Origin of the sequence: Cognatiyoonia sediminum (assembly GCF_900129845.1) — a bacterium.
Classification (GTDB): domain Bacteria; phylum Pseudomonadota; class Alphaproteobacteria; order Rhodobacterales; family Rhodobacteraceae; genus Cognatiyoonia; species Cognatiyoonia sediminum.
The window spans coordinates 1,279,043-1,303,787 of sequence record NZ_FQXB01000001.1 but is presented as its reverse complement, the minus strand read 5'-3'; the positions used below and the strand labels follow the sequence as shown (position 1 = coordinate 1,303,787).

Genomic DNA, 24,745 nt, shown 5'->3' with positions numbered 1-24,745 from the left:
CTAAACTTTAATGTCTACCAGCGCCCTCATCACCAAAAGGTTGGCGACAAGGAAAGCTGCAACAACAAGACAAGCAGGGATAAAGATCGGAGTGCCGATCACGTCATCGAAGTAGTTTGGCTGAATCAGGTTGATGACGATAAGGGCCAAGATCGGGAATCCGGAAAGAAGTTTGCCGGACCATTTCGCCTCAGCCGTAATCGCTGCGACACGGCGGAAGAGGCGGAAACGCGAGCGGATCACCTTTGCAAGGCCGTCCAAAATTTCCGCCAAGTTACCACCGGATTGCTGCTGGATTGTCACCGCAACAGCCAAGAAGCGCAAATCCTGCATGTCTAGACGTTCGGCCATGGCCTTGAGCGTTTCACCCATGTCTCGACCATATGCGGCCTCGTCCGCGATGATGCCCATCTCGGATCCAAGCGGGTCCGCAACCTCTTTCGCAACGATTGATACCGCGGAAGAGAACGGGTGCCCAACGCGCAAGGACCGAACCATAAGTTCAACTGCTTCTGGCAGCTGTTCTTCGATCATCTTCATGCGGGTCGTGGCTTTTTTGTTGATCCAAAAATAGACACCGCCAATACCCATCGCGATGCTAACCAATAATCGGACTGGCGCTTCGACGGTTGTACCAACCGTCAGGCCGATGAAAGCCACAAAGCTCACAAACCCCATCAACATGATGAGCTGGGCAGGCGTAAACGCGATATTCGCTTTCTGTGCCTTGGCCGCCAAAATCGAATAGAGCGGGATGCTTTGCGATTTCATGTGCTGGGTCATCTCCTTGCGGAGTTGCTCCAACACTTGTTCGCGGCCACCGCCTTTTTCGAGCAGCTCTAAACGGCGGTTTACTTTGCCGTTCATGCTGATCGATTTGCCGAAGGCGACAAGGTAGATACCTTGGACCATCGCCAAAACAGCGACGAAGATTACACCATAGATGATTAGCTCTGTAGGGACCTGCATTATTCTGCCACCATTGGTTCGAAGATTGCGGGCGGAAGGTCGTAGCCCCACAACTTAAAGCGATCGGAATAGTGTGACCGAACGCCAGTTGCGGTGAAGTGACCGATGATTTTGTTATCAGGCGTCAGACCAACGCGTTGATAGCGGAAGACTTCCTGCATCGAGATAACGTCGCCTTCCATCCCAGTGATTTCGGTGATGGAGGTCATGCGACGCGAGCCATCTTGCAGACGCGAGGCCTGCACGATCAAATTCACAGCCGAAGAAATCTGGGATCGGACCGCCTTAATCGGCATTTCAATACCGGCCATCGCGATCATGTTTTCCAAACGAGACACGCCGTCACGCGCAGAGTTGGCGTGGATCGTTGTCATGGACCCGTCGTGACCGGTGTTCATCGCTTGAAGCATGTCGATAACTTCTTCGCCACGCGTCTCACCCACGATGATACGGTCTGGACGCATACGCAGAGCGTTTTTCAAACAGTCACGCGGGGAAACCTCACCTTTGCCTTCAACGTTTGGCGGACGGCTTTCCATCCGGCCCACGTGAGTCTGCTGAAGTTGAAGTTCCGCCGTATCCTCGATTGTCAGGATGCGTTCGGCATTGTCGATGAAAGATGACAGAGCGTTAAGTGTTGTCGTTTTACCCGAACCTGTACCACCGGAGACGATGACGTTTAGACGGGTCGCCACGGCGGCTTGCAGATACGCCGCCATCTCTTCGGTGAAAGCGCCGAATTGCACCAGATCATCGATGCCCAATTTGTCTTTTTTGAACTTACGAATAGAAACCAACGATCCATCAACGGCGATTGGAGGAACCATTGCGTTGAAACGCGATCCATCTTGCAAACGGGCGTCAACGTAGGGGTTACTTTCGTCAACACGGCGACCCACAGCGGAAACGATCTTGTCGATGATCCGCAGAAGGTGCTTTTCGTCTTTGAACGTAATGTCGGTTAGTTCGAGCTTACCAGCGCGTTCGACGAAGATCTGTTGAGGACCGTTAACGAGAATATCGTTGACGGTTTCGTCTTTCAAAAGCGTTTCAAGTGGGCCAAGGCCCGTCACCTCGAAAAAGAGGTCTTGGCTGAGTGTGGTCCGTTCCTCACGGTTCAGAACGATGCCCATTTCCTCAAGGGATTCTTGAGCGATGGCATTGATCTCTGAGCGAAGGTCTTGTTCGGTAGCTGTTTCCAGTGCCGCAAGGTTCAAATTGTCGAGAACTGCCTTATGCAGCTCGAGCTTAATCTCGCCGAGACGTTCTTTCCGCTTTTTCTCGCGGTCGCCCGACGCAGCTTCTGCAGGTTTGACCGGCCGTGCCTTCATTAGGCTGGCTTTTGGCGCAGCCTCTGCAGGAGCAACAGCAGCCAGAGCGGGTTTTGCCGCTTCTGGCTTAGCTTGATCCGGCTTTTTGTACTTAGAAAACATGGATTACCCCCGTGCCTCTGCTTCATCCGCGTTCACGGCGTGAACGGATTGAGCCAGTTTCATGATTTCTTTTCGTGTCGCGTTCTTGGGAACGCCCGTCGCGAGTGGGACCCCGTGGTCAGCGTTTTGCGCGACCGGCTTGCCGCCGTCTGGCAGCTGAACTTCGATCGAGATGCCAAGGCTTTCGGCCAAACGTTTGACCCTGCTCTTGCCATTGAGGTCTGTGAACCCTGGAGCTTTGTTCAAGACGAACCGAAGTTTGTCGAACGGCAGATCCTCTGACTGCAACGCGCGCTTGAGGCGCAGCGTGTTCTGAGCCGACCGCATATCGAGTTCCAAGGTCGCGAAATAGACGTGAGCGGTTTCGAGAACGGTTTGTGACCATTCGACCATCGTGGATGGCATATCGATAATCACGTAGTCAAAGTTTGTCCGTGCGACTTCAATGATGCGTTCGATGTCTGTCGGTGTAATAAGATCCAGAGGGATCATATCCATCGGCGACGTCAGAACCTGAAGCTTTTCTTCATACGTCATCAGCGCTTGCATGAACGATTCACTGTCCATGGCTTCAGTATCTGTCAGAAGTTCCAGCACCGTTTCACGGCGTGCCAGATCCAAGAAGGTTGCTGCGGAGCCGAATTGGAAGTCAAAGTCCAAAAGGCAAACACGGGGCGCATTGTCCTTGTCGACGTTGGCCAATTCCCAAGCCAAGTTAACTGCCAGCGTCGTAGCACCCGTACCACCCGCCATTCCGTGAACAGCTATCAGAACACCTTCTTTATCGCCCGTTGCTTTCAACTTCGTTTCCTGCTCGGCGATCAATTGAACTTCGGGTTCAGGTGCCAGAACGCGTTCGATGGCATTTGCAAGTTCGTTTTCCGGAAGCGGGTAGGGGACAAACTCGTCTCCACCTTGGCGCAAGAGTTGATGGAGCGACGCAGGGCTTACATCTTCAGTAATCAAAATAACTTTGATCGATTTGGATTTGGCCATCCCAATAATACGGCCAATCTGCTCGATGTTTTGTTCATCGTCCTGGTCCATCGCAACGGCAACGAACTGCAAGTCATCAGCTTCGGACTGCTGAAGAAATGCTTCAGCATCATCAAAACCCAAATCTCCCCAGGTTTCACCTAAGGCGGCTTCCATATCTTCAATTAACAGGTCAAAAATCTGAACGTCCCGACTGATCGTACAGGCGACCAATGGTTGGGACTCAGTTTTTAAAACAGCACTACTACTCATTGCTAACGTCCTTGCTCTTTTGGGTGCTTTGGACGGTATTGCAGCATAATATTGCTCGCAATTACGTCTTCTGCAGCGCCTCACAGAACGCGAGACGCACTGACCCTACGTGCCAAGGTGTCGTTGATAATCGTGTCGGAATTTGGACCAAAAAACCGTAATTGTGCGGTATGTTGCGACGATAGCGGCTTTTAGCGAAGAGTGTTGACGCCGAGGAAAGAACCGGCGTCAACTATTTATGAGAATTCGTTGGACGGTTTAGCCGCCGCCGCCCGAACCTGGAATATCGCCGCCGCCAGTAGAAATGCTAAGCGGTGAAACTTGCTGACGGAATGTCCCGCTATTGACGTATTCGCGGTAGATGACGCGAGCATATTCGCCATTCAGAACAGTCGGATGGTTCTGAACAAAGCCGGATACCTCGGTCACCGTGCGCCGGTTGCGAACATCACGAGACTCGGTTTGGATCAAAGGTTGGGTTTCACCAAATGAGACCACTGCTTCCAAGCGGTTGCGGTCGATGCCCTGGCTGACCAAGTAGTTAACAGCGCTTTGTGCACGACGAAGGCCAAGACTGCGGTTGTAAGATTGGGATCCAACCAAATCAGTGTGTCCGAAGACCTTAAAGCGCACCTCTGGGAACTGTTTGATCCAATCGGCTTGCTGTCGAAGAGTTGCTTGGGCAGGGGCCGTCAACTGACTGGAATCAAAAGCAAAGTTGATGGTGTCATCGACTTCAGCTGAGAAGCGGCGCGCCAAATTTATTGTATAGTCAAGCTGCCCAGTTTGAACCAAAGTGTTGTTCATTGTCGCGTTGCCGAAATCTCCAACGTCTAGCTGGGAGCCGGCTTCGCGGTCAAATGAACCTGCTTCACGTATCGGGTCGGCACAGCCTGCCAGTAGGGAAAAGCCTGCGGATGCAATCAGAAGATATTTCATTTTGCTTTTCTCCTATCAATCGTCGAGGACGTAGCCGTAGGACCCGCTAAAGTCCTGACGGGCAACTTCACCGGCACCACCAGCTTGAGGTGCTTCGTCTGCGGCAACTCGGCCGAAGAGGAAGAGATCACGCTCAGTTGGTGGCTGAACTCTGTCCGTTGGCAAGGCCAGCGCTTCGCCGCGTGTGGGTGTCACCAGATGCGGCGTTACGATAATGACCAGCTCTGTTTGACGGCGGGCATACTGCGCACTGCGGAACAGCGAACCAAGGATAGGAACGTCGCCCACCCAAGGAAGTTGGCTATTGAGGTCGGTAAAGTCGTCAGACAGCAGACCAGCGATCGCAAAACTCTCGCCGTCGCGCATTTCAACGGTAGTCGACGTCTCGCGCCGGCTGAAAGCGTCAATTTGGAGGCCATTCACGTTGATACCGTTACTTGGGTCAAGCCCGGATACCGCTGCTATGAGCTCCAAGTTGATGACGTCTTCATCAACCACTCTAGGGATAAAGTTCAGCTCCACACCGAACGGCTTGTATTCGATTGTGATGCCGCCTGCGTCGGATTCACCAGGAACAGGGTATTCCCCACCGGCGAGGAATTTGGCTTCCTGACCGCTGAGTGCTGTCAAGTTCGGTTCGGCCAAAGTTCTGACAACGCCGCGCGCTTCAAGAGCTTCCAACAAGATGCCGATTTCAACACCACCTGCGTTGAACCCGAAGAGGAATGCGCCGTTATTTTCGTTTGATGCCGGTATGTTAGCGCCGAAGGCGTTCGCAACAGCACCTGAGTTGTTCAGAGTGTTGCTACCGCCGCTCGTTCCAAGATCGCCACCAAGGGCAGTGCCCTGGACTGCGAGAGAGGAAGACAGTGATTTGCTCACCGAACGCTGCATTTCGGCAAAGCGAACCTTCAGCATGACTTGCTGGGTCCCGCCAACGCTCATCAGATTTGAAACGCGGTCAGGTGCGTAGCGTTCCGCAAGAGCCATGGCGCGATCGAGGCGGGCGATGGACGAAACCATTCCGGAGAGGACGATACCGTTGTTGGCAGTTCGAACTTCGATATTCTCGCCGGGAAGGATCTGTTGCAGGCGTTCTTTGAATTCTGCGATGTCAGGAGTGACATGGACTTCAACGTTTGTGATCAGCCGACCATCTGCACTGAGCAGCGTGAGGGTTGTTCGCCCTGGCTCCTTGCCCAACACGTAAATCGTGCGATCGGACAGGGACGAGATGTCTGCAATTGTCGGATTTGCGATGGTAAGTTCGGTGAAGGGTGTGTCGCTTTCGACAACTACACCTCTATTCATCGGCACATTAAGGGCGCTCGACGGTGCACCTCGTAGAACTTGCAAAGTTTCGGCGGGCGCGAACGTGGGTGCGCTCGCAAATGCCAAAGTAAGGCCGGCCAAAGCCGCCTTAATCAAACGATCATATTTCATTGTGACCTGCCTCTCCGATCACGGTTTCTTGCGGAAATTATTTTCCTTATTAAGCAGACCATGCCCGCGTTCGGTATTTTTTGCAAGAATCAATGCCTTGTGGTGATTCCCTGATGTGGATAACTGGCAACACGCTTTGCCATGAAAAAAGCCGCACGCGAGACACTCGGTGCGGCTTTCCAGAACCTTCTAAGCTCTTTAGTTGGAGCAGGGGATTGGGATTTCCTTTATCTCTGTCCCGCTACGCTGCCGGATCGTACACACTCGAGGTGCTTCGACCGGTGCTTCCTGAGCGACTTCAACAGGAGCTTCGATGCCGAGAATTTTATTCATGTCGGTTTCGATAACATCAGTAACTTCGATCGTATCGCCTTGGCCGACAAGTGAAAGCGAGAGTGTGCCTGTGCTTTGCAGGGTCGCCAAATCAGCAACATCGCCTGGGGACACCTGAACAGTAACAGTACGGATTGATAGGTTTTCAGCAGAACTTGCATCAGCGCTCTGGTTTACGGCAATCAATTCAACACCAGTTTTGATCAACTTAGTGATCTCGCGGCTCGCGTTGCGTCCCAACGAGTCAACACTTCCGGTCCAGTAAACATCCACCCGGTTGCCCGGCTGTAAGAAACCAGAAACTCCAGTTGATTGGTCGACATTGATCGTGAAGGCTCGAAGTCCAGGGGCAAGAATGCCGGAGATGCCGTTAACCTCGCCAGGTGCCGTCACCTTCGCAGCAAGAACCGGTTCGTTTGGTTCCATTTTGCGAGTCACAATACGAACCACATCGGTGCCTTCCGGAAACAACTCTTCTTCGGACGCGAAGGAACCTTCTGGCAAGAAGTCCTTTGCATAGTGAATCTTCACGACATCTTCCATCGTCAAAGGTTCACCGTAGGCGATCTCTCGGTTAACGGCGTAAACTTCAACTGTTGGAATGTTGAGCTGCTGCTGAGCCATAAGTGCGGCATTGGCCTGCTTTTGCGCCGTAAGGTGGTTGTTCACCATATAGACAGCAAAGCCGGCGAGGCCCATTCCAACTACCAAGACTAAAACAAATAGCGCTCGCATTTTAGTACCCCATTATCTTCTGCGATCTCGTTTTCAAAACGACGTAGGTTTCTGAGTGGTGTCAGGACGTATTTGCAACAACGTCATCGCTGATCTGTTCGCTTCCGTCTTCCACGGCACCCAATACTAAGGCACCGACTCCGACCCCCATAAGGACCACAGCGGCTGTCAGTACCACCCAATCGACTGTAACCGCACCTTCATCGGACGACAGAAATGACTTTAACAAATGAAACATGACTTACCTTTCCACTCACTCGTTGACTGTTTTTACTCATAAATTAGGGCGTCAAAGTGGCTTGGCGCTGACATTTTGGGGGAATATCTTGCTCGACAATGATCGCGCACACCAAGCATCATGCTTGGGCCCTATCTGGACAGTTTTACATGCTGGACAGATCGTTAGAGACCTTCGTGGCGAGATCTTCCGCACCCTCAGAGATGATGCCCATGACAAAGATCGCCATGAAGATCGCGGCTGAAGTCAGCACGACGTACTCCACGGTTACAGCGCCATCTTCTTCGGCGCTAAATTTTTTCAAAGCCTTAAGCATCTAAATCCCTCCTCAGGGTGTCGCTAGTTACTCTCACTACTTGGATCGAGATGATCCGGGTCTTTCTAACGATTATGGTTATCGTCGAGAAATAAGGCATGAATGGGGCGTCATATGACCGGAAAGCCAAAAAAACCGTTCCTTTTGAGAAACATATCGTTTCACTGATTGCTCTAATCACGCTCTCAAATGATCAATAAAAAAATATCCGCGCTGCGATGGCAGCGCGGATTTCGTACTTAGCAGTGATGCTAAATTAGGTGTTAGCGGCGATGTCGCCAACGATGTTGGAAGCACCTGTCTGAGCACCGCCAGAAACTGCGGAACCAACTGCCAGGCCAAGAGCCACGATAGCTGCCGTCAAAACAACCCAGTCTACTGTTACTGCGCCGTCTTCGTCGTTGCGGAAGTTTTTGATAAAGTTAAGCATGTCGTTCCCTCCTCAGGGTATTGCTAGTTAATTTCAGACCTTGTCGGATCATATCGGACCGGCCTCTTTTGGTCCGATCCCCGACTTGGATGAGTATGTTTTCACTTTAGATTTGGGCATGAATTTGACCCGATTGGTGTTATTTTAAGGGGCGTTCATAAATTACCGAAAAATCTATTAAGTATATGAAAAGTAACGTTAAAAAAAATGAAGATGTATATAGTTAACGTTGAGACAGTTGCGTGAATGCGTCCAATGAAAATGAAAATTGTCTCATTGTTTCACAAAGCTTGGCCCGCTTGGCGCATTCTGCGATGAAACGAAAAACAAAAAGTATAGATGAGCAGGTAAATGCTGAGATTTATTGGGCGGCTGGCGCTTCTGATGACAATCGGGGCGTCTACACAGGTGATTGCGGAGCAACATACGCTCCAACCAGATTTTACATTTAAGCGTATTGGCGTTCCGAGCGCAGGCAGTCGGAATCGCATTACGGTTCAAATCGCGCCTGCACCAGCGGCTCCCGTACAGGTGGCGCCCACAGCAACACCGGACGCCCCGACGTCCAACGCTGAGCTGGCTTGGTTTTGGGATAGTGTGTCTCCTGCCTTGGGGGATTCCGGCCCTGGCCGCCTCGAGCAGGCTGTCACCACGCTTAGGGACGCGCCTGATGGGGTGTATCGCCCTACGCCTCGGTTAGAGACGATGAAGCAGATTGTCGCGGCGCATGGGAGCGACATTATCCTTAACTCTATTGGCACGGATATATCGCCAGCGTTGATAGTTGCGCTTATCTCAGTGGAAAGTAGTGGGTCGACAACTGCAGTTAGCCATGCTGGTGCTACTGGACTTATGCAACTGATGCCAGCGACGGCCGAGAGGTTCGGCGTTCAAGACAGTACTCATCCGGCGGAGAACATCAAAGGCGGGGCGGCGTATCTGTCGTGGTTAATGGATCACTTCAACGACGATCCGGTGTTGGCTTTGGCTGGATACAATGCGGGCGAAGGAGCGGTGCGAGATCACGCGGGAGTTCCGCCTTATAGAGAAACGCGGAACTACGTACCAAAAGTGATCGCCGCTTGGACGATCGCGCGGGGCCTGTGTAAAACCCCGCCCGAGCTCATTTCAGACGGATGCGCCTTTGTGATCGACGGCTAGTTACTAGACCTGAAAAACATCTGCCCAATCTGGATGCCTGCGCCTCAAAGCGTTGATATAGGAGCAGAGCGGGACGATCTGGAAGCCTTCTGCGCGGGCGTCGTTGACCAGAGCTTCGGCGAGGGCCTTTCCATAGCCCTGGCCTTCGTGAGCGGGAGCAACACCGGTGTGGTCCGCGATCACGTTCGCTTTGGACAAGATTGAAAACGTCAGTTCGCTTGTCGCGCCGTCGGCATGCTCGATAACGTATCGGCCTTTGGTATCGCCCGCCTCTTTTTTGATCGCTAGATCAGACAATCGCAGCCTCAGTGGCGTTGCGAAGTTCCTCTTCGGTGACGCCCTCAGCCGTTTCAACGATCTTCAAACCACCTTCGACCACGTCCAAGACACCGAGGTTTGTAATAATGCGATCCACCACGCCTTTACCTGTTAGTGGCAAGGTGCATTCCTTGAGCAATTTGCTTTCGCCATGCTTGTTGGTGTGATCCATCACAACAACGACGCGTCCAACGCCGGCAACCAGATCCATGGCACCGCCCATGCCTTTGACCAGCTTTCCGGGGATCATCCAATTTGCCAGATCGCCGTTCTCCGCCACTTCCATCGCGCCTAGGATCGCCATAGCGATTTTGCCGCCACGGATCATCCCAAAGGACGTCGCGCTGTCGAAGTATGCCGTCTGCGGCAGTTCGGTAATGGTCTGCTTGCCTGCATTGATGAGATCTGCGTCGATTTCATCTTCTGTTGGGAAGGGGCCCATGCCGAGCATGCCATTCTCTGACTGCAGCGTAACCTCCACACCCTCAGGGATGTAATTGGACACCAGTGTTGGAATGCCGATGCCGAGGTTCACGTATGTGCCGTCTTCCAATTCTTGTGCCGCTCGGGCGGCCATTTGATTGCGGTCCCATGCCATGATCTTAGCCCTCCCTTACGGTGCGTTGTTCGATGCGTTTCTTGTGCTCACCTTGAATGATGCGATGGACATAAATTCCGGGCAGGTGGATGTGATCGGGATCGAGAGAGCCCGTTGGAACGATCTCTTCCACTTCTAGAACACATGTTTTGCCACACATCGCAGCAGGTGGGTTAAAGTTACGCGCCGTTTTTCGGAAGATTGCGTTACCGGTTTCATCGGCTTTCCAAGCTTTCACGATGGACAAATCAGCAAAGATGCCTTCTTCCATAATGTAGGTCTCGCCGTTGAAGTCCTTGTGGTCCTTCCCTTCAGCAATCACCGTGCCGACGCCGGTCTTGGTATAAAAGCCGGGGATGCCACAGCCGCCGGCGCGCATGCGTTCCGCCAGCGTGCCTTGTGGATTGAATTCCAATTCTAATTCGCCGGACAGATATTGGCGCATGAACTCGGCATTTTCACCAACGTAAGAAGAGATCATTTTCTTGACCTGACGCGTCTGCAAAAGGATCCCGATGCCAAAGTCATCGACACCTGCGTTGTTGGATGCGAATGTCAAATCTTTAGTTCCGGCTTCCTTGATCGCATCAAGCAATAGTTCAGGAATGCCGCAAAGGCCAAAGCCACCAGCGGCAATAAACATGCCGTCTTCAAGAAGCCCATCCAGCGCAGCCGCTGCATTGGGGTAGATCTTGTTCATGAGGTCCCTCCAGAAAATTTGGCTAAGTAGTGACTGCGGGTCTTCCCCGTGTCAACACGATTGCTGCGTTGCGGCGTAATTTTTGCAACCGGTTGCAATTTAGTTGTCTAGATTGCTTTTGCTGAAACCACGTAATTCTTTGGATACCCGACGCCTCTGGAATCTGTGTGTTGATCAAGACGTGCCAAGATCGGTGCAAGCAGACTTCCAAGAATTCGAATGATTGTGGCGACGGGCAAAGCTAAGAGCCGCGCCCAGATCTCGCCACTTTTAGGCCAAAGCGGTAGATTTTTCGAGAGCCCTCGGAGTTGATATGAGGCTGTGCCGTAATAACCTTCTAGCCAATCAATTGATGAAACTTCGAATCCAGCCTGCTCAAACATGTGTTGATGCGCGAACTGGGTGTAGCGGTAGAAATCATAAGGCTGTTCGTGTTCCTGATAGAACAGCGGACAGGTGCAAATGATCCTGCCGCCTGGCTTGAGAACGCGCCGCAGCTCTTTCAAAACGGCAATGGGATCGGGCAGGTGTTCTAAGACTTGGTTGAATACGACGTGGTCGAACCGCCTGTCCTCGACGGGAATGTCGACGAGATCGCAGATGTAAGTCTGCGGCGCATATGACTTATCGACCTTCGTAAAGTCCGCACTTTCATAGATCGCATGAGCGAAGAGATGCGCATAAGGCTGCATACCTGCGCCGGCATCCAGCACACGTTCCCCTGCTTTCACCCCTTTCGCGAAAGTCTCATTGACCTTCAAAAGGTGATAGCGGGAGGAATTGAAGGCCATCTATTTTTTCTTTTTGGCTGTCATTTTCTTTTTCGCAGCCGGTTTTTTCTTTGCGACTTTCTTGCCGGTCTTTTCGGCCCGTTCTGCGATCAAGGCTACCGCTTGATCCAGCGTGATGTCATCTGGTGTGATCGTGTCGGGAATCGTGGCATTGATCTTCTCCCATTTGACGTACGGACCGTATTTTCCGTCGTAGACACCTACGGCTCCGCCCGCATCCGGATGTTCGCCCAGCTCTTTGATAGGTTTTGCTGCGCGACCACGTCCGCCGCGGCTTGCGACTTTCTCAGCCAGCAATTGAACCGCGCGGTTCATGCCGACCGTCCACACCTCTTCAAGCGATTCCAAATTGGCATTGGTGCCGCCGCGATCAGAGGTCGATGGCGCGTGCTTCAGGTAAGGGCCGTAGCGTCCGATGTTGGACCACACCATGATCCCGTCCGCAGGATGAGGTCCGATTTCGCGGGGCAGGGCCAGAAGCTTGACGGCTGTTTCAAGTTCAACCTCTTCTGGCGGCCATTCTTTCGGGATCGATTGGCGAGGCGGTTTTTTGTTGTCGTCGGAGACTTCGCCACGCTGCACATAAGGCCCAAAGCGCCCCTTGTGGACCCAGATCTGATCGCCAGCATCTTCGCCAAGCAATTTTCCCTCTGGCGGGATGGCAGACGCCTCCGCCTCTGGGTTGGGTGGACCGAAGGGGCGGGTATATCGGCATTCAGGATAGTTTGAGCAGCCGATAAAGGCGCCACCGGACCGCGCTGTGCGCATGGAGAGACGCCCGTTGCCGCAGTTAGGGCAAAGGCGCGGGTCGGTGACATCTTCGTTGCGCGGGAAGAGGTGCGGTTCCAGCACCTCGTTGATTTTCTCGAGAACATCGGTGATCCGAAGTTCGGATGTCTCGGCAATAGCAGCGGAGAAGTCGCGCCAGAAATTGCCAAGTACGACTTTGTAGTTCGCGTCGCCCGCACTGACCTCGTCTAGTTGGTTTTCCAGTTGGGCCGTGAAGTCATAGCCGACATACTTACGGAAATAGTTCGAAAGGAAAGCCGTAACCAGACGCCCCTTGTCCTGAGGAATCAGACGGTTTTTCTCTTTCTCGACATATCCGCGGTCTTGGATCGTTGTCACGATGGAAGCGTAGGTAGACGGCCTGCCGATGCCGAGTTCTTCCATCCGCTTCACCAAGGTCGCCTCAGTGTATCGGGGCGGCGGTTGTGTGAAATGCTGCTCCGGTGTGACGCTGTCCTTACTTGCGGCTTCGCCTTCGGCGAGTTGCGGGAGGCGCTTGTCATCATCGTCGACGACCGCGTCGTCTTTGCCTTCTTCATAAATCGCAAGGAAGCCGTCGAATAACATGACTTGGCCATTCGCGCGTAGCATGACTTGCCCATCAGCAGAACCGATGTCAGCCGTCGTGCGTTCAAGTCGAGCGGCTGCCATTTGGCTTGCCATCGTGCGTTTATAAATGAGGTCGTAGAGCTTACGTTGATCCGCATCAGCGATTTTGGCGTCTTCGGTCGATACGCCCATTTCCGTTGGGCGGATACATTCGTGGGCTTCCTGCGCGTTCTTCGCTTTATTCTTATACATGCGTGGGCTGGCGGGCAGGTATGTGTCGCCGAACTTCGATTGGATCGCGCCACGGGCATCAGTCACAGCCTCTGGCGCCATGTCGATCCCGTCGGTCCGCATGTAGGTAATGAGGCCGGCTTCATAGAGGCGCTGAGCGACGCTCATCGTCTGCCGTGCGCCAAAGCCAAACTTACGGCTAGCCTCTTGCTGTAAGGTCGACGTCATGAAAGGCGGGGAAGGATTGCGCGTCGCCGGTTTTGCTTCGACCGACTTCACCACCAGATCGCGGCTTTGAATTGCTTGAACAGCCATTTCGGCTTGGGTCTGGTTGGCGATGCTGAATTTTTCCAGCTTATCGCTCGCAAGCACAGTCAACCGTGCTTCATAGCTTTGGCCACGCGCGGATTTCAGTTGCGCTTTGACCGACCAATATTCTTGAGCACGGAATGCTTCGATTTCCATTTCGCGCTCGACCAAAAGGCGCAAGGTTACAGATTGCACGCGTCCGGCGGATCGTGAACCAGGCAGTTTGCGCCAGAGCACCGGAGACAAGTTAAATCCAACCAGATAGTCCAGCGCACGTCGGGCGAGGTAAGCTTCCACGAGCGGTTGGTCGACCTCGCGCGGGTTTTCCATCGCTTCCATAACCGCAGATTTGGTGATGGCGTTGAAAACCACGCGGCTGACAGGCGTGTCTTTCTTGATCGCTTTGCGTGCGGTCAATGCCTCTGTCAGATGCCAACTGATCGCTTCACCTTCGCGATCGGGGTCGGTGGCGAGGATCAATTCGGGGTCATCTTTGAGTGCGTTAACAATCGCTTTGATGTGCTTTTTGCTGTCGCTTGCGACCTCCCACTTCATTTCAAAATCTTCGTCGGGAAGGACGGAGCCATCTTTTGGAGGCAGGTCACGCACGTGCCCGAAAGAGGCGAGAACTGTATAGTCGTTACCCAAATATCCGTTGATTTTCTTGGCCTTGGCTGGCGATTCAACAACAACAACGGGCATGGGAATCCTTTAAAGAAATCGGGTCGTCTGTGATCGCGCAAGATGTGGGGTGTCGCATTGGATTGTCAATCCTGTGATTTCGAGAAGGTGATTTGACACGAAATTTGGCGCGTCTTGAGGCGCTGCCTATCCTGCTTTTGAGAGCAGTCCACCGGGTTGCCGAATGACTTGGCCAGTCATTTCGAGCTCGACCAAAATAGGTGCAACGCCTTTCACGGGGGTTTTGAGGTCGCAGATCAATTGATCTTCGGCGACAGGCGATGGGCCGAGACGGTTGAGAATTTCTTGATGGAGCTTGTTGGTGTCTCGGAGCGTCCGTTCAGGTTTCCGTAAAGGGAGTTCTGGTTCAGCGTGCGGCGCAATTGCTTTGATGGCCTCGATCACATCCTCTGCGGATCGGACGAGTATTCCGCCATCGCGAATGAGGTGATTGCACCCAGCCGCGCGTGCGTCGAACGGATGTCAGGGAACTGCCAAAACATCTCGACCTTGATCCAAGGCGTTTCTTGCCGTGATCAAACTGCCGGACTTTGCAGCTGCTTCAACAACGACAACGGCTTTTGCCATACCGGATATGATTCTGTTGCGCGTCGGGAAATGTCGTGCCATGGGCTGCAATCCCATCGGCATCTCCGAGAGGCGCAGGCCTTTATCAGCAATTTTCTTTGCAAGATTGGCGTTCTCAGCGGGGTAGACCACATCGACGCCGCCAGCTTGAACAGCAACGGTGCCGGTTTCCAGTGAAGCCAAATGCGCGGCCGTATCGACACCTCTTGCAAGGCCTGAGACGACAACAAACCCAGCTTCACCAAGTTCTTCGGCAAGGCGGCGCGCCATGCGCGTGCCGAGGGATGAGGCATTCCGTGCGCCGACCATGGCAATCATTGGCGACGTCGAAAGTTCCCGCCGCCCAAGAGTCCATAGGAATGGAGGCGCGTCATCGAGTTGTAAAAGCTCCTTCGGGTAATCAGGTTCCGTTTCTTCGATCAGGACCGCACCGATCTTTTTTCCTGCTTTCAACTCCGCTTTGAGTGCCTGTTCTGCGAAAGGTTGGTATTTGGATACGCCCGCTGCGCGGGCAACGTCGGGCAGGGCGTCTAATGCCGCTCGCGCAGAGCCATGTTCTCCGAGCAACCGGCGATACGTCGAAATCCCTACGCGGTAAGATCGCAGTAGGCGGAGACGGTCAAAACGAGAATCTTCCTGAGGGTGTGGGGTGGGGGGGTGAGTGGAAGAGTGCTGCTTTCCGTTCATCCCAATCTCCGCCTTACTGCAGAATCAGGTTAACCTCGTTAAGGTTAATCGGGCTTTAATCTTAGCGCGTCCTATCCCCGCTGTTTCTTGGGGGGATGCTTTGACATTAAGCTGCTGCACCACCGACCGTTAAGCCGCCAATCATCAGGCTTGGTTGTCCGACCCCGACCGGAACCCACTGCCCAGCCTTGCCGCAATTGCCGATTCCTGGATCAAGCGCCATATCGTTTCCAATGCCGCGAATATGCTTCAGAGCGGTTGCGCCATCGCCGATCAATGTCGCGCCCTTCACGGGAGCGCCAACAACGCCGTTTTGCACGCGGTACGCTTCCGTACAGCTGAAGACAAACTTACCGTTGGTGATGTCGACCTGGCCTCCGCCAAAGCCGACGGCATAGATCCCGTCTTTGAGATCCGCGACCAACGCTGCGGGATCGGCGTCACCAGACAACATATATGTGTTCGTCATCCGCGGCATCGGCGCATGGGCATAGCTTTCGCGCCGCCCATTGCCCGTGGGGGCCACGTCCATCAAGCGCGCGTTCTGCCGGTCTTGCATGAAGCCGACCAGAACGCCGTCCTCGATCAATGTATTTTTCGCGCTGGGCGTACCTTCGTCGTCAACCGTGATCGAGCCGCGTCGATCTGGAATTGTGCCATCGTCCAAGACCGTCACGCCTTTTGCCGCGATCTGTTGACCCATCAATCCTGCAAAAGCCGACGACCCCTTGCGGTTAAAATCACCTTCTAGCCCGTGGCCAATCGCTTCGTGCAAAAGGATGCCGGGCCAGCCGGGGCCAAGAACCACGTCCATGACACCTGCGGGTGCAGGTTCCGCATCGAGGTTTACGAGCGCGATCCGCAGCGCCTCTCGCACGACACCTTCCCAATGATCGCGTGTGATCAGGCCTAGCAATCCGGCGCGGCCACCACCGCCCATGCTGCCGCTTTCGCGGCGGCCCTGATCTTCAACGATGACGGACACGTTCACCCGCGACATCGGGCGTGTATCCGTGACCAAGGTACCCTCAGGGCGCAGGATCGTAACTTCTTGCAACGAGGCCGCCATGCTGGCGGAGACCTGAACAACGCGCGAATCCAAGCTGCGGGCGAATTCATCGATCTCCCTCAAGACGTCAATCTTAGCTGGAAACGTCGCTTGGGCCATTGGATTGCCATCAGAATAGAGCTTTCGGTTGGTACCCGCTGGCGCATTTGCCAAAGTCCCGCCGCCGTCTCCAACCGCTAAACGAGCTGTCCCAACGGCACGACGCAGAGCTTGTTCGTTGAGTGTTGTGGAATGCGCATATCCGGCAGTCTCGCCCTTCACGGCACGAAGGCCAAACCCCTCTGACGCATCATAACTCGCCGTCTTCACACGCCCGTCTTCAAACGACAGCATTTCCGACTTCCTACGTTCGAGGAACAACTCACCGTCGTCGGCGCCGCGCGTTGCCTCTTGAACTAAGGACAACGCGGTCTCCTGATCGAAATGAGTCTCAAATGGGCGAAATGCGTCGGATGCCATGTTTGGAAGCGCCTCTTTATGGTCAGAGCCCCAACTTTTTGGGGTGAATGTCGAAAAAGCGGCTGTTTGCCGCAACAGGGGTTCTTGAGTTGTCTCTCAGGATATGGGAGATGGGCGCAGACTTACAACGGGATTCCGTTTAACAGACCGGAAACCTCAGCCACAGAGCCTTCGGGTTCGACGATGAAGACAGGGAACATCATGCGACTGACCACCCATCTAAAATCTCTTTGGGCCACCGCTGGTTTGATGCTGGCCGGCAGTGCCTCACTGGCTCAAGACGTCAATCAAGAACTTGAGATCGTCGGTATTCCGGAACCAGCAGGGACAAGCTTCCAACCTGCCGCGACTAAGCTGATGAGCGACATCATTTGGTTGGATACGCTGCTTTTGTATATCATCACTGCGATTTCGCTGTTTGTGATGGGTTTGCTAATCTGGGTGATCGTACGCTTTAACCGCAAATCGAACCCAACACCGGCAACATTCACACACAACTCTCCTTTGGAAGTTGCATGGACCGTTGTGCCAATCGTGATCCTTGTGATCATCGGCGCGTTCTCTCTGCCAGTTTTGTTCGACCAGCAGGAAATCCCAGAAGGTGACGTGAACATCAAAGTCACTGGCTACCAGTGGTACTGGGGTTATGAGTACACAGACGAAAACATCGCATTCGACAGCTTTATGCTCGCAGAAGAAGAGCTGGCTGACTTCGGTTATTCCGAAGACCTCTATCTTCTAGCAACAGACACAGCTGTTGTTGTGCCAGTGGGCGCGACCGTTGTTATGGACGTGACAGGCGCGGACGTTATCCATTCCTGGACCATCCCAGCCTTTGGCGTGAAGCAGGACGCGGTCCCAGGTCGTATTGCTCAGCTGTGGTTTGCGGCAGAGCGTGAAGGCGTCTACTTCGGCCAGTGTTCTGAGCTTTGCGGCCAGGCCCACGCTTATATGCCGATCACAGTGAAAGTCGTGAGCCAAGAGGTTTATGACGAGTGGCTTGTTGCCGCGAAAGAAGAAAACCCAGCATCGTAAGCGCTGTAACTGGGTGCGGCACTGCCGCGCCCAAATTGCTTTAAGGGCCGAGATAGCGGCCACGCTAGGACAACCGAATGAGCGACGTGAGCGTAGAAACAGGGACCTATGAGGCCAAGATGGGCGACTATTTCGCTCTTCTTAAGCCTCGTGTGATGTCGCTTGTGATCTTCACGGCGCTTGTAGGCATGTTGGTTGCTCCGGTTCCAGTTCACCCTTTCGTTGGCTTTGTCGCCATCCTTTGCATTGCGGTCGGTGCCGGTGCCTCTGGCGCGCTGAACATGTGGTGGGACGCTGATATCGATGCGAAGATGAAGCGCACAGTTGGGCGTCCAATCCCGTCAGGTCGCGTTCAACCGGGTGAGGCTCTTGGCATTGGGTTGGCCCTTTCTGGCTTTTCCGTCGTTCTTTTGGCGCTGGCGACAAATTTCTTTGCGGCCGGACTGCTCGCGTTCACGATCTTTTTCTATGCCGTCATTTACTCGATGTGGCTGAAGCGTTCGACGCCACAAAACATCGTCATCGGCGGAGCCGCAGGTGCGTTCCCTCCCATGGTCGGGTGGGCGGTTGCAACCGGTGGAGCGAGTATTGAAAGCGTCTTGATGTTCGCGTTGATCTTCATGTGGACGCCGCCTCACTTCTGGTCGCTCGCCTTGTTCGTGAAGACCGATTACGGCGACGCGGGCGTTCCAATGTTGAACGTCACCCATGGCACGCGGTCCACACGGAACCATATTCTTGTCTACACCTTTTTGTTGGCTCCAGTCGCAATTGGCCTTGGTTTTACCTCCATTGGTGGCCCTATCTATTTGGCGACGGCTGTAGTCATGAACGCATGGTTCCTAAAAGGTGCCTACAAAGTTTGGAAACGTGACGACGCTGACGCCGAAGCGGACAAGTTCAAAGCAGAGCGCGCGGTCTTCAAAACGTCGCTCTATTATCTGTTTGCCCACTTCGTTGCATTGCTCGTTGAAGGCATCTTGCGCACTACAGGTGCAGGAGGTGTCGCGTGACGATCAAGGTTGAGCACGAGCTTCATGAGCGTCGGAAAGGCCGCAATGTTGGGTTGGGTCTGATCCTTGTAGCGTTCATTGGCATCGTGTTTGGGCTGACGGTTGTGAAAGTCACACAGCTTGGTGAAGCTCAACAATTCGAACGCTTCGATCACGTGGCTCGGCCGCAAATTATTCCAGCCGAGGACGGAGGGTCTAACTGATGCGCTTGTTTCCTAACGTAACCGGCCCGAAGCGGACACTCTTTCAGACGTTGTCTGTCGTGTTTGTCATGGGCGCATTGGCTTGGGCCTCCGTACCGTTCTACGATTGGTTCTGTCGAGTCACAGGTTTTGGTGGCGCTACTAACGTCGCCGAAGATACGACAGGCGTTGTTTTGGACGAAACGATCACTGTGCGGTTCGACGCATCGCTTGAGCGGGATATGCCTTGGACGTTCAAACCGGTTGAGCGCGAAATGGAAATCCGCATTGGAGAGTTGGGATTGGCTTTCTATGAGGCAAATAACCCGTCTGACGTGCCAGTCGCAGGGCAGGCAGCCTACAATGTAGCGCCCTACCAAGCCGGTGCGTTTTTCGACAAAATCGAATGCTTCTGCTTTGTAGAGCAAGTTCTTCAGCCTGGCGAAACTGTCCTGATGCCCGTGAGCTTCTTCATCGATCCTGAAATCGTCGATGACTACGAAGGCCAGTACATCCACACCATCACTCTTAGCTATACGTTTTACGAGATCGATTTGCCGGAAGATGAGATGCAACAAGCGGCTTTGGGTGCTGAATCCGCTTTGACAACAAACGGCCAAACGGCCATAGAACAGAACTAGACGACCAGCCATAGGGAACATCAACGATGGCACATGAAAAGAACCACGATTATCACATTCTGAACCCCTCTATCTGGCCTTTGGCTGGAGGTGTTGGCGCGTTCGTAATGCTCTTTGGCGCCGTGCTTTGGATGAAAGACAGCAGCCAGCCTTACATGTTCCTAATCGGATTGGCTCTGACTCTTTACGTTATGTATGCGTGGTGGGCCGAAGTTGTGACCGAAGGCAACACAGGTGATCACACGCCCGTCGTTCGGATCGGCCTGCGTTACGGCGTGATCATGTTCATCATGTCAGAAGTCATGTTCTTCGCGGCATGGTTCTGGTCTTTCTTTAAACACGCACTCTACCCAATGGGCCCAGAAAGCCCTGCTGTTGATGGAGTTTGGCCCCCTGTTGGTATTGAAACATTCGACCCGTGGCACCTGCCTCTGATCAACACCCTGATCCTGCTGTGCTCTGGTGCAGCTGCAACATGGGCGCACCACGCATTGGTTCACGAGAACAACCGCCAAGACATGAAGTGGGGCCTGATCCTTGCTGTTGCTTTGGGTGTGCTGTTCACATTCTTCCAAGCCTACGAATACGGACACGCGGCCTTTAGCTTCTCCGGAAACATCTACGGCGCGAACTTCTTCATGGCGACGGGCTTCCACGGCTTCCACGTTGTGATCGGCACGATCTTCTTGCTCGTTTGCTTGCTGCGGCTTCAGCGCGGTCATTTCACGCAAGAGCAGCACGTCGGCTTCGAAGCAGCCGCATGGTACTGGCACTTCGTTGACGTGGTTTGGCTGTTCCTCTTCTTCGCCGTCTACATCTGGGGCGGCTGAAGTAAGCACTGAATTGGAAAACGGCGGACCATGTGTCCGCCTTTTTCTTTTTGGCCCATGGGCAAGCCCTTCACCCTTTTGGCCAACGCCGCTATAGACCGCGCAACAAAAAGGATCTCCTTGTGCGCAAGCTTTTCTTTCCAATCTTTCTCGGTGTCAGCGGGGTCGCGGTCTTGCTGTATCTTGGATTTTGGCAGATGCAGCGCTTAGCGTGGAAAGAAGGTATTCTGGCAGATATCGATGCGCGGATGACGGGGGCTCCGATCGCCTTGCCGCAGGATCCGACAGAGACTGAAGACGAGTATATTGCAATAGAGCTTTCAGGGCTTATCGGCAACGAAGAACTCCACGTTTTGACGTCCGGGACGGCGGCTGGAACCGGCTATCAGGTCATCACCGCTCTTGAGACAAGCGATGGTCGGCGTGTCCTACTCGATCTGGGTTTGCTGCCCTTGGAAGCGAAAGATTTACCGTCTCAAAACGCACAAGCAGAAATCGTCGGAAACTTGATCTGGCCCGATGATGTGAACGACTCGACACCTAACCCTGACCTTGAGAAGAACATTTGGTTTGGGCGAGATGTCGACGCGATGTCAGATGCCTTGGGCACCGAACCGCTTATGGTGGTTGCCAGAGAGATGTCACCGCCAGACCCACGTTTGACGCCCTTGCCCGTCGACACCAGCACCATAAAGAACGATCACTGGGAATATGCAGTCACTTGGTTCTTGCTAGCCATTGTCTGGGCCATCATGAGCATCTATTGGATCATCCGCACAACTCGCCAAAAGGACGCATAAGATGCGCTATATCTCGACCCGCGGCACAGCGCCTGAGCTGACATTCGAAGAAGCCATGATGACAGGGCTGGCTCGAGACGGTGGCCTCTATGTACCCGCCGACGTGCCGACGCTCAGCCATGATGAGATCGCGGCGATGGCGGGGCTGCGCTATGAGGACATCGCCTTCAAAGTGATGCGCCCTTTCATCGGTGAAACGTTCACAGATGAGGAATTCAAATCCCTGATCGATGCCGCCTACAAAGGGTTCGGCCACGACGCCCGCGCGCCTTTGGTTCAGCTTGCGCCCAATCACTTCCTACTCGAATTGTTCCATGGCCCGACGCTGGCGTTCAAAGATTTCGCAATGCAGTTGATTGGTCAGATGTTCCAAGCGGCTCTTGGTCGGTCTGGTAAGTCTATTACGATTGTTGGAGCCACCTCGGGCGATACGGGCTCCGCCGCCATTGAGGCCTTCCGTGGATTGAGCAACGTCAACGTCTTTATCCTTTACCCGCATGGTCGGGTCAGCGAAGTACAGCGGCGTCAGATGACAACGCCAGTGGAAAGCAATGTTCATGCCTTGGCCGTCGACGGTGATTTTGATGACTGTCAGGCGATGGTCAAAGACATGTTTAATGACTTTGATTTCCGCGAAGAAGTGGCGCTCGCGGGCGTCAACTCAATCAACTGGGGAAGGGTGCTGGCGCAGGTTGTCTACTACTTCTCATCCGCAGTTTCGCTCGGCGCGCCGCATCGCGAAGTGAGTTTCACGGTGCCGACCGGCAACTTCGGTGACATCTTCGCTGGCTATATCGCGAAACGGATGGGTTTGCCGATCAAAGATCTTGTCGTGGCGACGAACCAAAACGACATCCTGCACCGGACGTTGGAAACAGGTGCCTATACTAAGGAAGGCGTGACACCGTCGATTAGCCCGTCGATGGATATTCAGGTGAGTTCGAACTTTGAACGTGCTCTCTTTGATGCCTATGACCGTGACGGAGCGACTGTGGCTACGCAGATGGATGATCTGAAATCCGGTGGCTTTGCCATCAGCCAAGGTGCCTATCAGGCGTTGAAGGAAACCTACAAATCAGGCCGCGCATCTGAGGCGGAAACCAGTGCTGCGATCAAGTCGTATGTCGCGGATCATGGAGAGCTACTTTGCCCTCACTCAGCGGTTGGCGTTCACGTGGCTGAAGACTACCTTGGCACAACACCGATGATCACGCTTGCGACGGCGCATCCAGCGAAATTCCCCGCGGCGGTGGAAGAGGCCACAGGCATTCATCCTCCACTCCCTTCACGCATGTCTGACCTGTTTGAGCGGCCAGAGCGCTTGACCCGCGTGGCGCATGACCTTACGGCGATCCAAACCATCATTAAGGACCGCATCGCTTGACCATCCAACTGCACACATTGTCCAACGGCTTTCGCATCGTGACCGAGGCGATGCCCGGCCTTAAATCCGCGTCCGTTGGGGTTTGGGTCGGTGCGGGTGGCCGTCATGAACGGGTTGAACAGAACGGCATTGCGCATTTCTTGGAGCATATGGCGTTCAAGGGCACAAAGACGCGCACGCCTTTGCAAATTGCCGAAGCGATTGAAGATGTAGGCGGGTATATCAACGCTTATACCAGTCGCGAAATGACGGCCTATTATGTTCGCCTGCTGGAAGATGACGTGGCTTTGGGCGTTGATGTGATTGCCGATATTCTTCTCAATCCAATCTTTGATCCGAATGAGATTGAAGTGGAGCGGGGCGTGATCTTGCAAGAGATCGGCCAAGCGCTTGATACGCCGGACGACATCATATTCGATTGGCTTCAAGAGGCGGCCTATCCGGATCAAGCCTTGGGGCGCACAATTCTGGGTCCATCGGAACGCGTTCAAAGCTTCACGCGCGATGACCTGTCGGGATTTGTTGGTGAACATTACGGGCCAAACCAGATGATTTTGGCGGCTGCAGGTGCGGTGGATCACGATGAGATTGTAAAACAAGCCGAAGCGCTCTTTGGACACTTGCCGTCCGTTAAACCGACGACCCTGATCCAGCCCGCTCGCTTTGGTGGGGCAGAGCGGCGCGAGACCAAAGATTTAGAGCAAGTTCATTTCGCTTTGGGGATCGAAGGACCGGATTATCGCGATCCCGAGATCTACACCGCGCAAATCTATTCCTCCGTCATGGGTGGTGGCATGTCATCGCGTCTGTTCCAAGAGGTGCGCGAACATCGTGGGCTCTGCTACATGATTTTCGCGCAGGCTGGGGCTTACGAAGATACCGGCCTGACCACGATTTACGCGGGTACCTCGTCTGAACAGATAGCCGAACTGGTAAACGTCACTGCTGATCAGATGAAACGCGCTGCAGATGATATGACCGATAAAGAGGTCGACCGCGCCCGTGTTCAGATGAAGGCGGGGCTGTTGATGGGCCTCGAAAGCCCATCAAACCGTGCCGAACGTCTTGCGCGCTTGCTGTCGATTTGGGGTCGTATCCCGTCGCTAGAAGAAACCATTGAGCGTATTGATGATGTAACGACCGCTAAGTTGAAAGCCTTTGCCGGTAAGACGACGAGCCAATCTGGGGCGGCTATGGCGCTTTACGGCCCAGCTGAAGCGGCGCCAAGTCTGGAAGAATTGCGGGCAAGACTGGCGGCCTAATGCTGGGAGTGCGCAAGAAGGTTAAGCTGGAAACAGAGCGGATGACCTTGCGTCCCCCGCAACACAGCGACTTTCGCGCATGGGCCGCAATCCGCAAAGAAAGCAAAGCGTTCCTAGAACCTTGGGAGCCGACTTGGGCGGCTGACCACCTGTCTCGTAAAGGGTTCACCAATCGGGTCTATTGGGCGCAGCGCGCGATTGCGAATGGGACGGCGGTCCCTCTGTTTTTGATCCGGCGCGACGATGACGCGCTGTTGGGCGCAATCACACTGGATAATATCCGCCGCGGGCCTGCGCAGGCTGGGACAACGGGGTATTGGGTCGGACATCCGTATGCGCGATCTGGCTACATGCAAGAGGCGCTAGAGGCAGTTGTACATTATGCGTTCACCACATTGGATCTGAGCCGGATTGAGTCTGGCTGCCTTCCTGAAAACACACCCTCGCGTCGGTTGCTGGAAAAATGCGGCTACAAATACGAAGGTGTGGCGCAAAGTTATCTTCAGATCAACGGGCGCTGGCGGAACCATGTCCTCTATGCGAACCTACGCCACGACCGGCGTGGTCGAACGGATGTGGTATAG

25 protein-coding genes and 1 pseudogene are annotated in these 24,745 nt (G+C 53.9%); 10 read left to right on the top strand and 16 right to left on the bottom strand.

The window, feature by feature from the left end; translation table 11 throughout:
- From BUA85_RS06535 to BUA85_RS16760, 9 genes are all read right to left on the bottom strand, one after another.
- The gene (locus tag BUA85_RS06535) at window positions 1-969 is read right to left on the bottom strand and encodes a type II secretion system F family protein (RefSeq protein ID WP_072900023.1); all 969 of its coding nucleotides are present in this window, start codon (window positions 967-969) and stop codon (window positions 1-3) included.
- Window positions 969-2,402 carry a TadA family conjugal transfer-associated ATPase gene (locus tag BUA85_RS06530; RefSeq protein WP_072900022.1) on the bottom strand — a complete coding sequence of 478 codons (1,434 nt, stop codon included), beginning with the start codon at window positions 2,400-2,402 and terminating at the stop codon, window positions 969-971. Before BUA85_RS06530 ends, BUA85_RS06535 begins: the two co-directional genes overlap by 1 nt.
- Window positions 2,403-2,405: 3 nt before the next feature.
- Window positions 2,406-3,650, bottom strand: a complete 1,245-nt coding sequence (locus tag BUA85_RS06525; protein WP_072900021.1) for a CpaE/TadZ family protein — start codon at window positions 3,648-3,650, stop codon at window positions 2,406-2,408.
- Window positions 3,651-3,908: 258 nt separating this feature from the next.
- Window positions 3,909-4,589, bottom strand: a complete 681-nt coding sequence (locus BUA85_RS06520) for an OmpA family protein (RefSeq protein ID WP_072900020.1) — start codon at window positions 4,587-4,589, stop codon at window positions 3,909-3,911.
- A 15-nt stretch (window positions 4,590-4,604) separates the two neighbouring features.
- Complete coding sequence (locus BUA85_RS06515) at window positions 4,605-6,032, bottom strand: type II and III secretion system protein family protein (protein ID WP_072900019.1); 1,428 nt, start codon at window positions 6,030-6,032, stop codon at window positions 4,605-4,607.
- A gap of 198 nt (window positions 6,033-6,230) precedes the next feature.
- On the bottom strand, window positions 6,231-7,100 hold the full coding sequence (gene cpaB / locus BUA85_RS06510) for a Flp pilus assembly protein CpaB (RefSeq protein WP_072900018.1): 870 nt from the start codon (window positions 7,098-7,100) through the stop codon (window positions 6,231-6,233).
- Window positions 7,101-7,161: 61 nt separating this feature from the next.
- The gene (locus BUA85_RS16770) at window positions 7,162-7,338 is read right to left on the bottom strand and encodes a hypothetical protein (RefSeq protein WP_165611593.1); all 177 of its coding nucleotides are present in this window, start codon (window positions 7,336-7,338) and stop codon (window positions 7,162-7,164) included.
- A 145-nt stretch (window positions 7,339-7,483) separates the two neighbouring features.
- Window positions 7,484-7,654 (bottom strand): Flp family type IVb pilin, encoded by a 171-nt coding sequence (locus BUA85_RS16765; protein ID WP_165611592.1) that lies wholly within the window; start codon window positions 7,652-7,654, stop codon window positions 7,484-7,486.
- Between the two features lie 256 nt (window positions 7,655-7,910).
- Window positions 7,911-8,084 carry a Flp family type IVb pilin gene (locus BUA85_RS16760; protein ID WP_165611591.1) on the bottom strand — a complete coding sequence of 58 codons (174 nt, stop codon included), beginning with the start codon at window positions 8,082-8,084 and terminating at the stop codon, window positions 7,911-7,913.
- A gap of 351 nt (window positions 8,085-8,435) precedes the next feature.
- Here BUA85_RS16760 and BUA85_RS06505 point away from each other — a divergent pair, with 351 nt between their 5' ends.
- The gene (locus tag BUA85_RS06505; protein ID WP_072900017.1) at window positions 8,436-9,245 is read left to right on the top strand and encodes a lytic transglycosylase domain-containing protein; all 810 of its coding nucleotides are present in this window, start codon (window positions 8,436-8,438) and stop codon (window positions 9,243-9,245) included.
- A gap of 3 nt (window positions 9,246-9,248) precedes the next feature.
- Here the strand turns inward: BUA85_RS06505 and BUA85_RS06500 are convergent, their stop codons facing one another.
- From BUA85_RS06500 to tldD, 7 genes and pseudogenes are all read right to left on the bottom strand, one after another.
- Window positions 9,249-9,542, bottom strand: a complete 294-nt coding sequence (locus BUA85_RS06500) for a GNAT family N-acetyltransferase (RefSeq protein WP_072900016.1) — start codon at window positions 9,540-9,542, stop codon at window positions 9,249-9,251.
- Entirely contained in the window at window positions 9,535-10,161 is a 627-nt protein-coding gene (locus tag BUA85_RS06495) for a 3-oxoacid CoA-transferase subunit B (RefSeq protein ID WP_072900015.1), read from the bottom strand. Before BUA85_RS06495 ends, BUA85_RS06500 begins: the two co-directional genes overlap by 8 nt.
- Before the next feature lie 4 nt (window positions 10,162-10,165).
- A complete protein-coding gene (locus BUA85_RS06490; RefSeq protein WP_072900014.1) occupies window positions 10,166-10,861 on the bottom strand; it encodes a CoA transferase subunit A in 696 nt (231 codons plus the stop codon).
- Between the two features lie 107 nt (window positions 10,862-10,968).
- Entirely contained in the window at window positions 10,969-11,652 is a 684-nt protein-coding gene (locus tag BUA85_RS06485; protein WP_072900013.1) for a class I SAM-dependent methyltransferase, read from the bottom strand.
- On the bottom strand, window positions 11,653-14,232 hold the full coding sequence (gene topA, locus BUA85_RS06480) for a type I DNA topoisomerase (RefSeq protein WP_072900012.1): 2,580 nt from the start codon (window positions 14,230-14,232) through the stop codon (window positions 11,653-11,655). It lies immediately after the preceding gene.
- A 126-nt stretch (window positions 14,233-14,358) separates the two neighbouring features.
- Window positions 14,359-15,486 (bottom strand): annotated as a pseudogene (gene dprA / locus BUA85_RS06475) (DNA-processing protein DprA).
- Between the two features lie 106 nt (window positions 15,487-15,592).
- Window positions 15,593-17,014 (bottom strand): metalloprotease TldD, encoded by a 1,422-nt coding sequence (tldD, locus tag BUA85_RS06470; protein ID WP_072900451.1) that lies wholly within the window; start codon window positions 17,012-17,014, stop codon window positions 15,593-15,595.
- 201 nt (window positions 17,015-17,215) lie between these two features.
- Between tldD and coxB the strand changes: the two genes are divergently transcribed.
- The 9 genes from coxB to BUA85_RS06425 all read left to right on the top strand — a co-directional run bounded on the left by coxB (window position 17,216) and on the right by BUA85_RS06425 (window position 24,745).
- Window positions 17,216-18,049 carry a cytochrome c oxidase subunit II gene (gene coxB / locus BUA85_RS06465; protein ID WP_083526187.1) on the top strand — a complete coding sequence of 278 codons (834 nt, stop codon included), beginning with the start codon at window positions 17,216-17,218 and terminating at the stop codon, window positions 18,047-18,049.
- 77 nt (window positions 18,050-18,126) lie between these two features.
- On the top strand, window positions 18,127-19,062 hold the full coding sequence (gene cyoE, locus BUA85_RS06460) for a heme o synthase (protein WP_072900011.1): 936 nt from the start codon (window positions 18,127-18,129) through the stop codon (window positions 19,060-19,062).
- Complete coding sequence (locus tag BUA85_RS06455) at window positions 19,059-19,265, top strand: hypothetical protein (RefSeq protein ID WP_072900010.1); 207 nt, start codon at window positions 19,059-19,061, stop codon at window positions 19,263-19,265. Before cyoE ends, BUA85_RS06455 begins: the two co-directional genes overlap by 4 nt.
- A complete protein-coding gene (locus tag BUA85_RS06450; protein WP_072900009.1) occupies window positions 19,265-19,885 on the top strand; it encodes a cytochrome c oxidase assembly protein in 621 nt (206 codons plus the stop codon). Before BUA85_RS06455 ends, BUA85_RS06450 begins: the two co-directional genes overlap by 1 nt.
- Before the next feature lie 26 nt (window positions 19,886-19,911).
- Window positions 19,912-20,715: a cytochrome c oxidase subunit 3 gene (locus BUA85_RS06445; RefSeq protein ID WP_072900008.1), complete on the top strand. Its 804-nt coding sequence runs from the start codon at window positions 19,912-19,914 to the stop codon at window positions 20,713-20,715.
- Window positions 20,716-20,837: 122 nt separating this feature from the next.
- Window positions 20,838-21,515, top strand: a complete 678-nt coding sequence (locus tag BUA85_RS06440) for an SURF1 family protein (protein WP_072900449.1) — start codon at window positions 20,838-20,840, stop codon at window positions 21,513-21,515.
- A 1-nt stretch (window position 21,516) separates the two neighbouring features.
- On the top strand, window positions 21,517-22,899 hold the full coding sequence (thrC, locus tag BUA85_RS06435) for a threonine synthase (protein ID WP_072900007.1): 1,383 nt from the start codon (window positions 21,517-21,519) through the stop codon (window positions 22,897-22,899).
- Window positions 22,896-24,161: a M16 family metallopeptidase gene (locus BUA85_RS06430; RefSeq protein ID WP_072900006.1), complete on the top strand. Its 1,266-nt coding sequence runs from the start codon at window positions 22,896-22,898 to the stop codon at window positions 24,159-24,161. Before thrC ends, BUA85_RS06430 begins: the two co-directional genes overlap by 4 nt.
- A complete protein-coding gene (locus BUA85_RS06425) occupies window positions 24,161-24,745 on the top strand; it encodes a GNAT family N-acetyltransferase (protein ID WP_072900005.1) in 585 nt (194 codons plus the stop codon). The genes BUA85_RS06430 and BUA85_RS06425 overlap by 1 nt, the downstream gene beginning before the upstream one ends.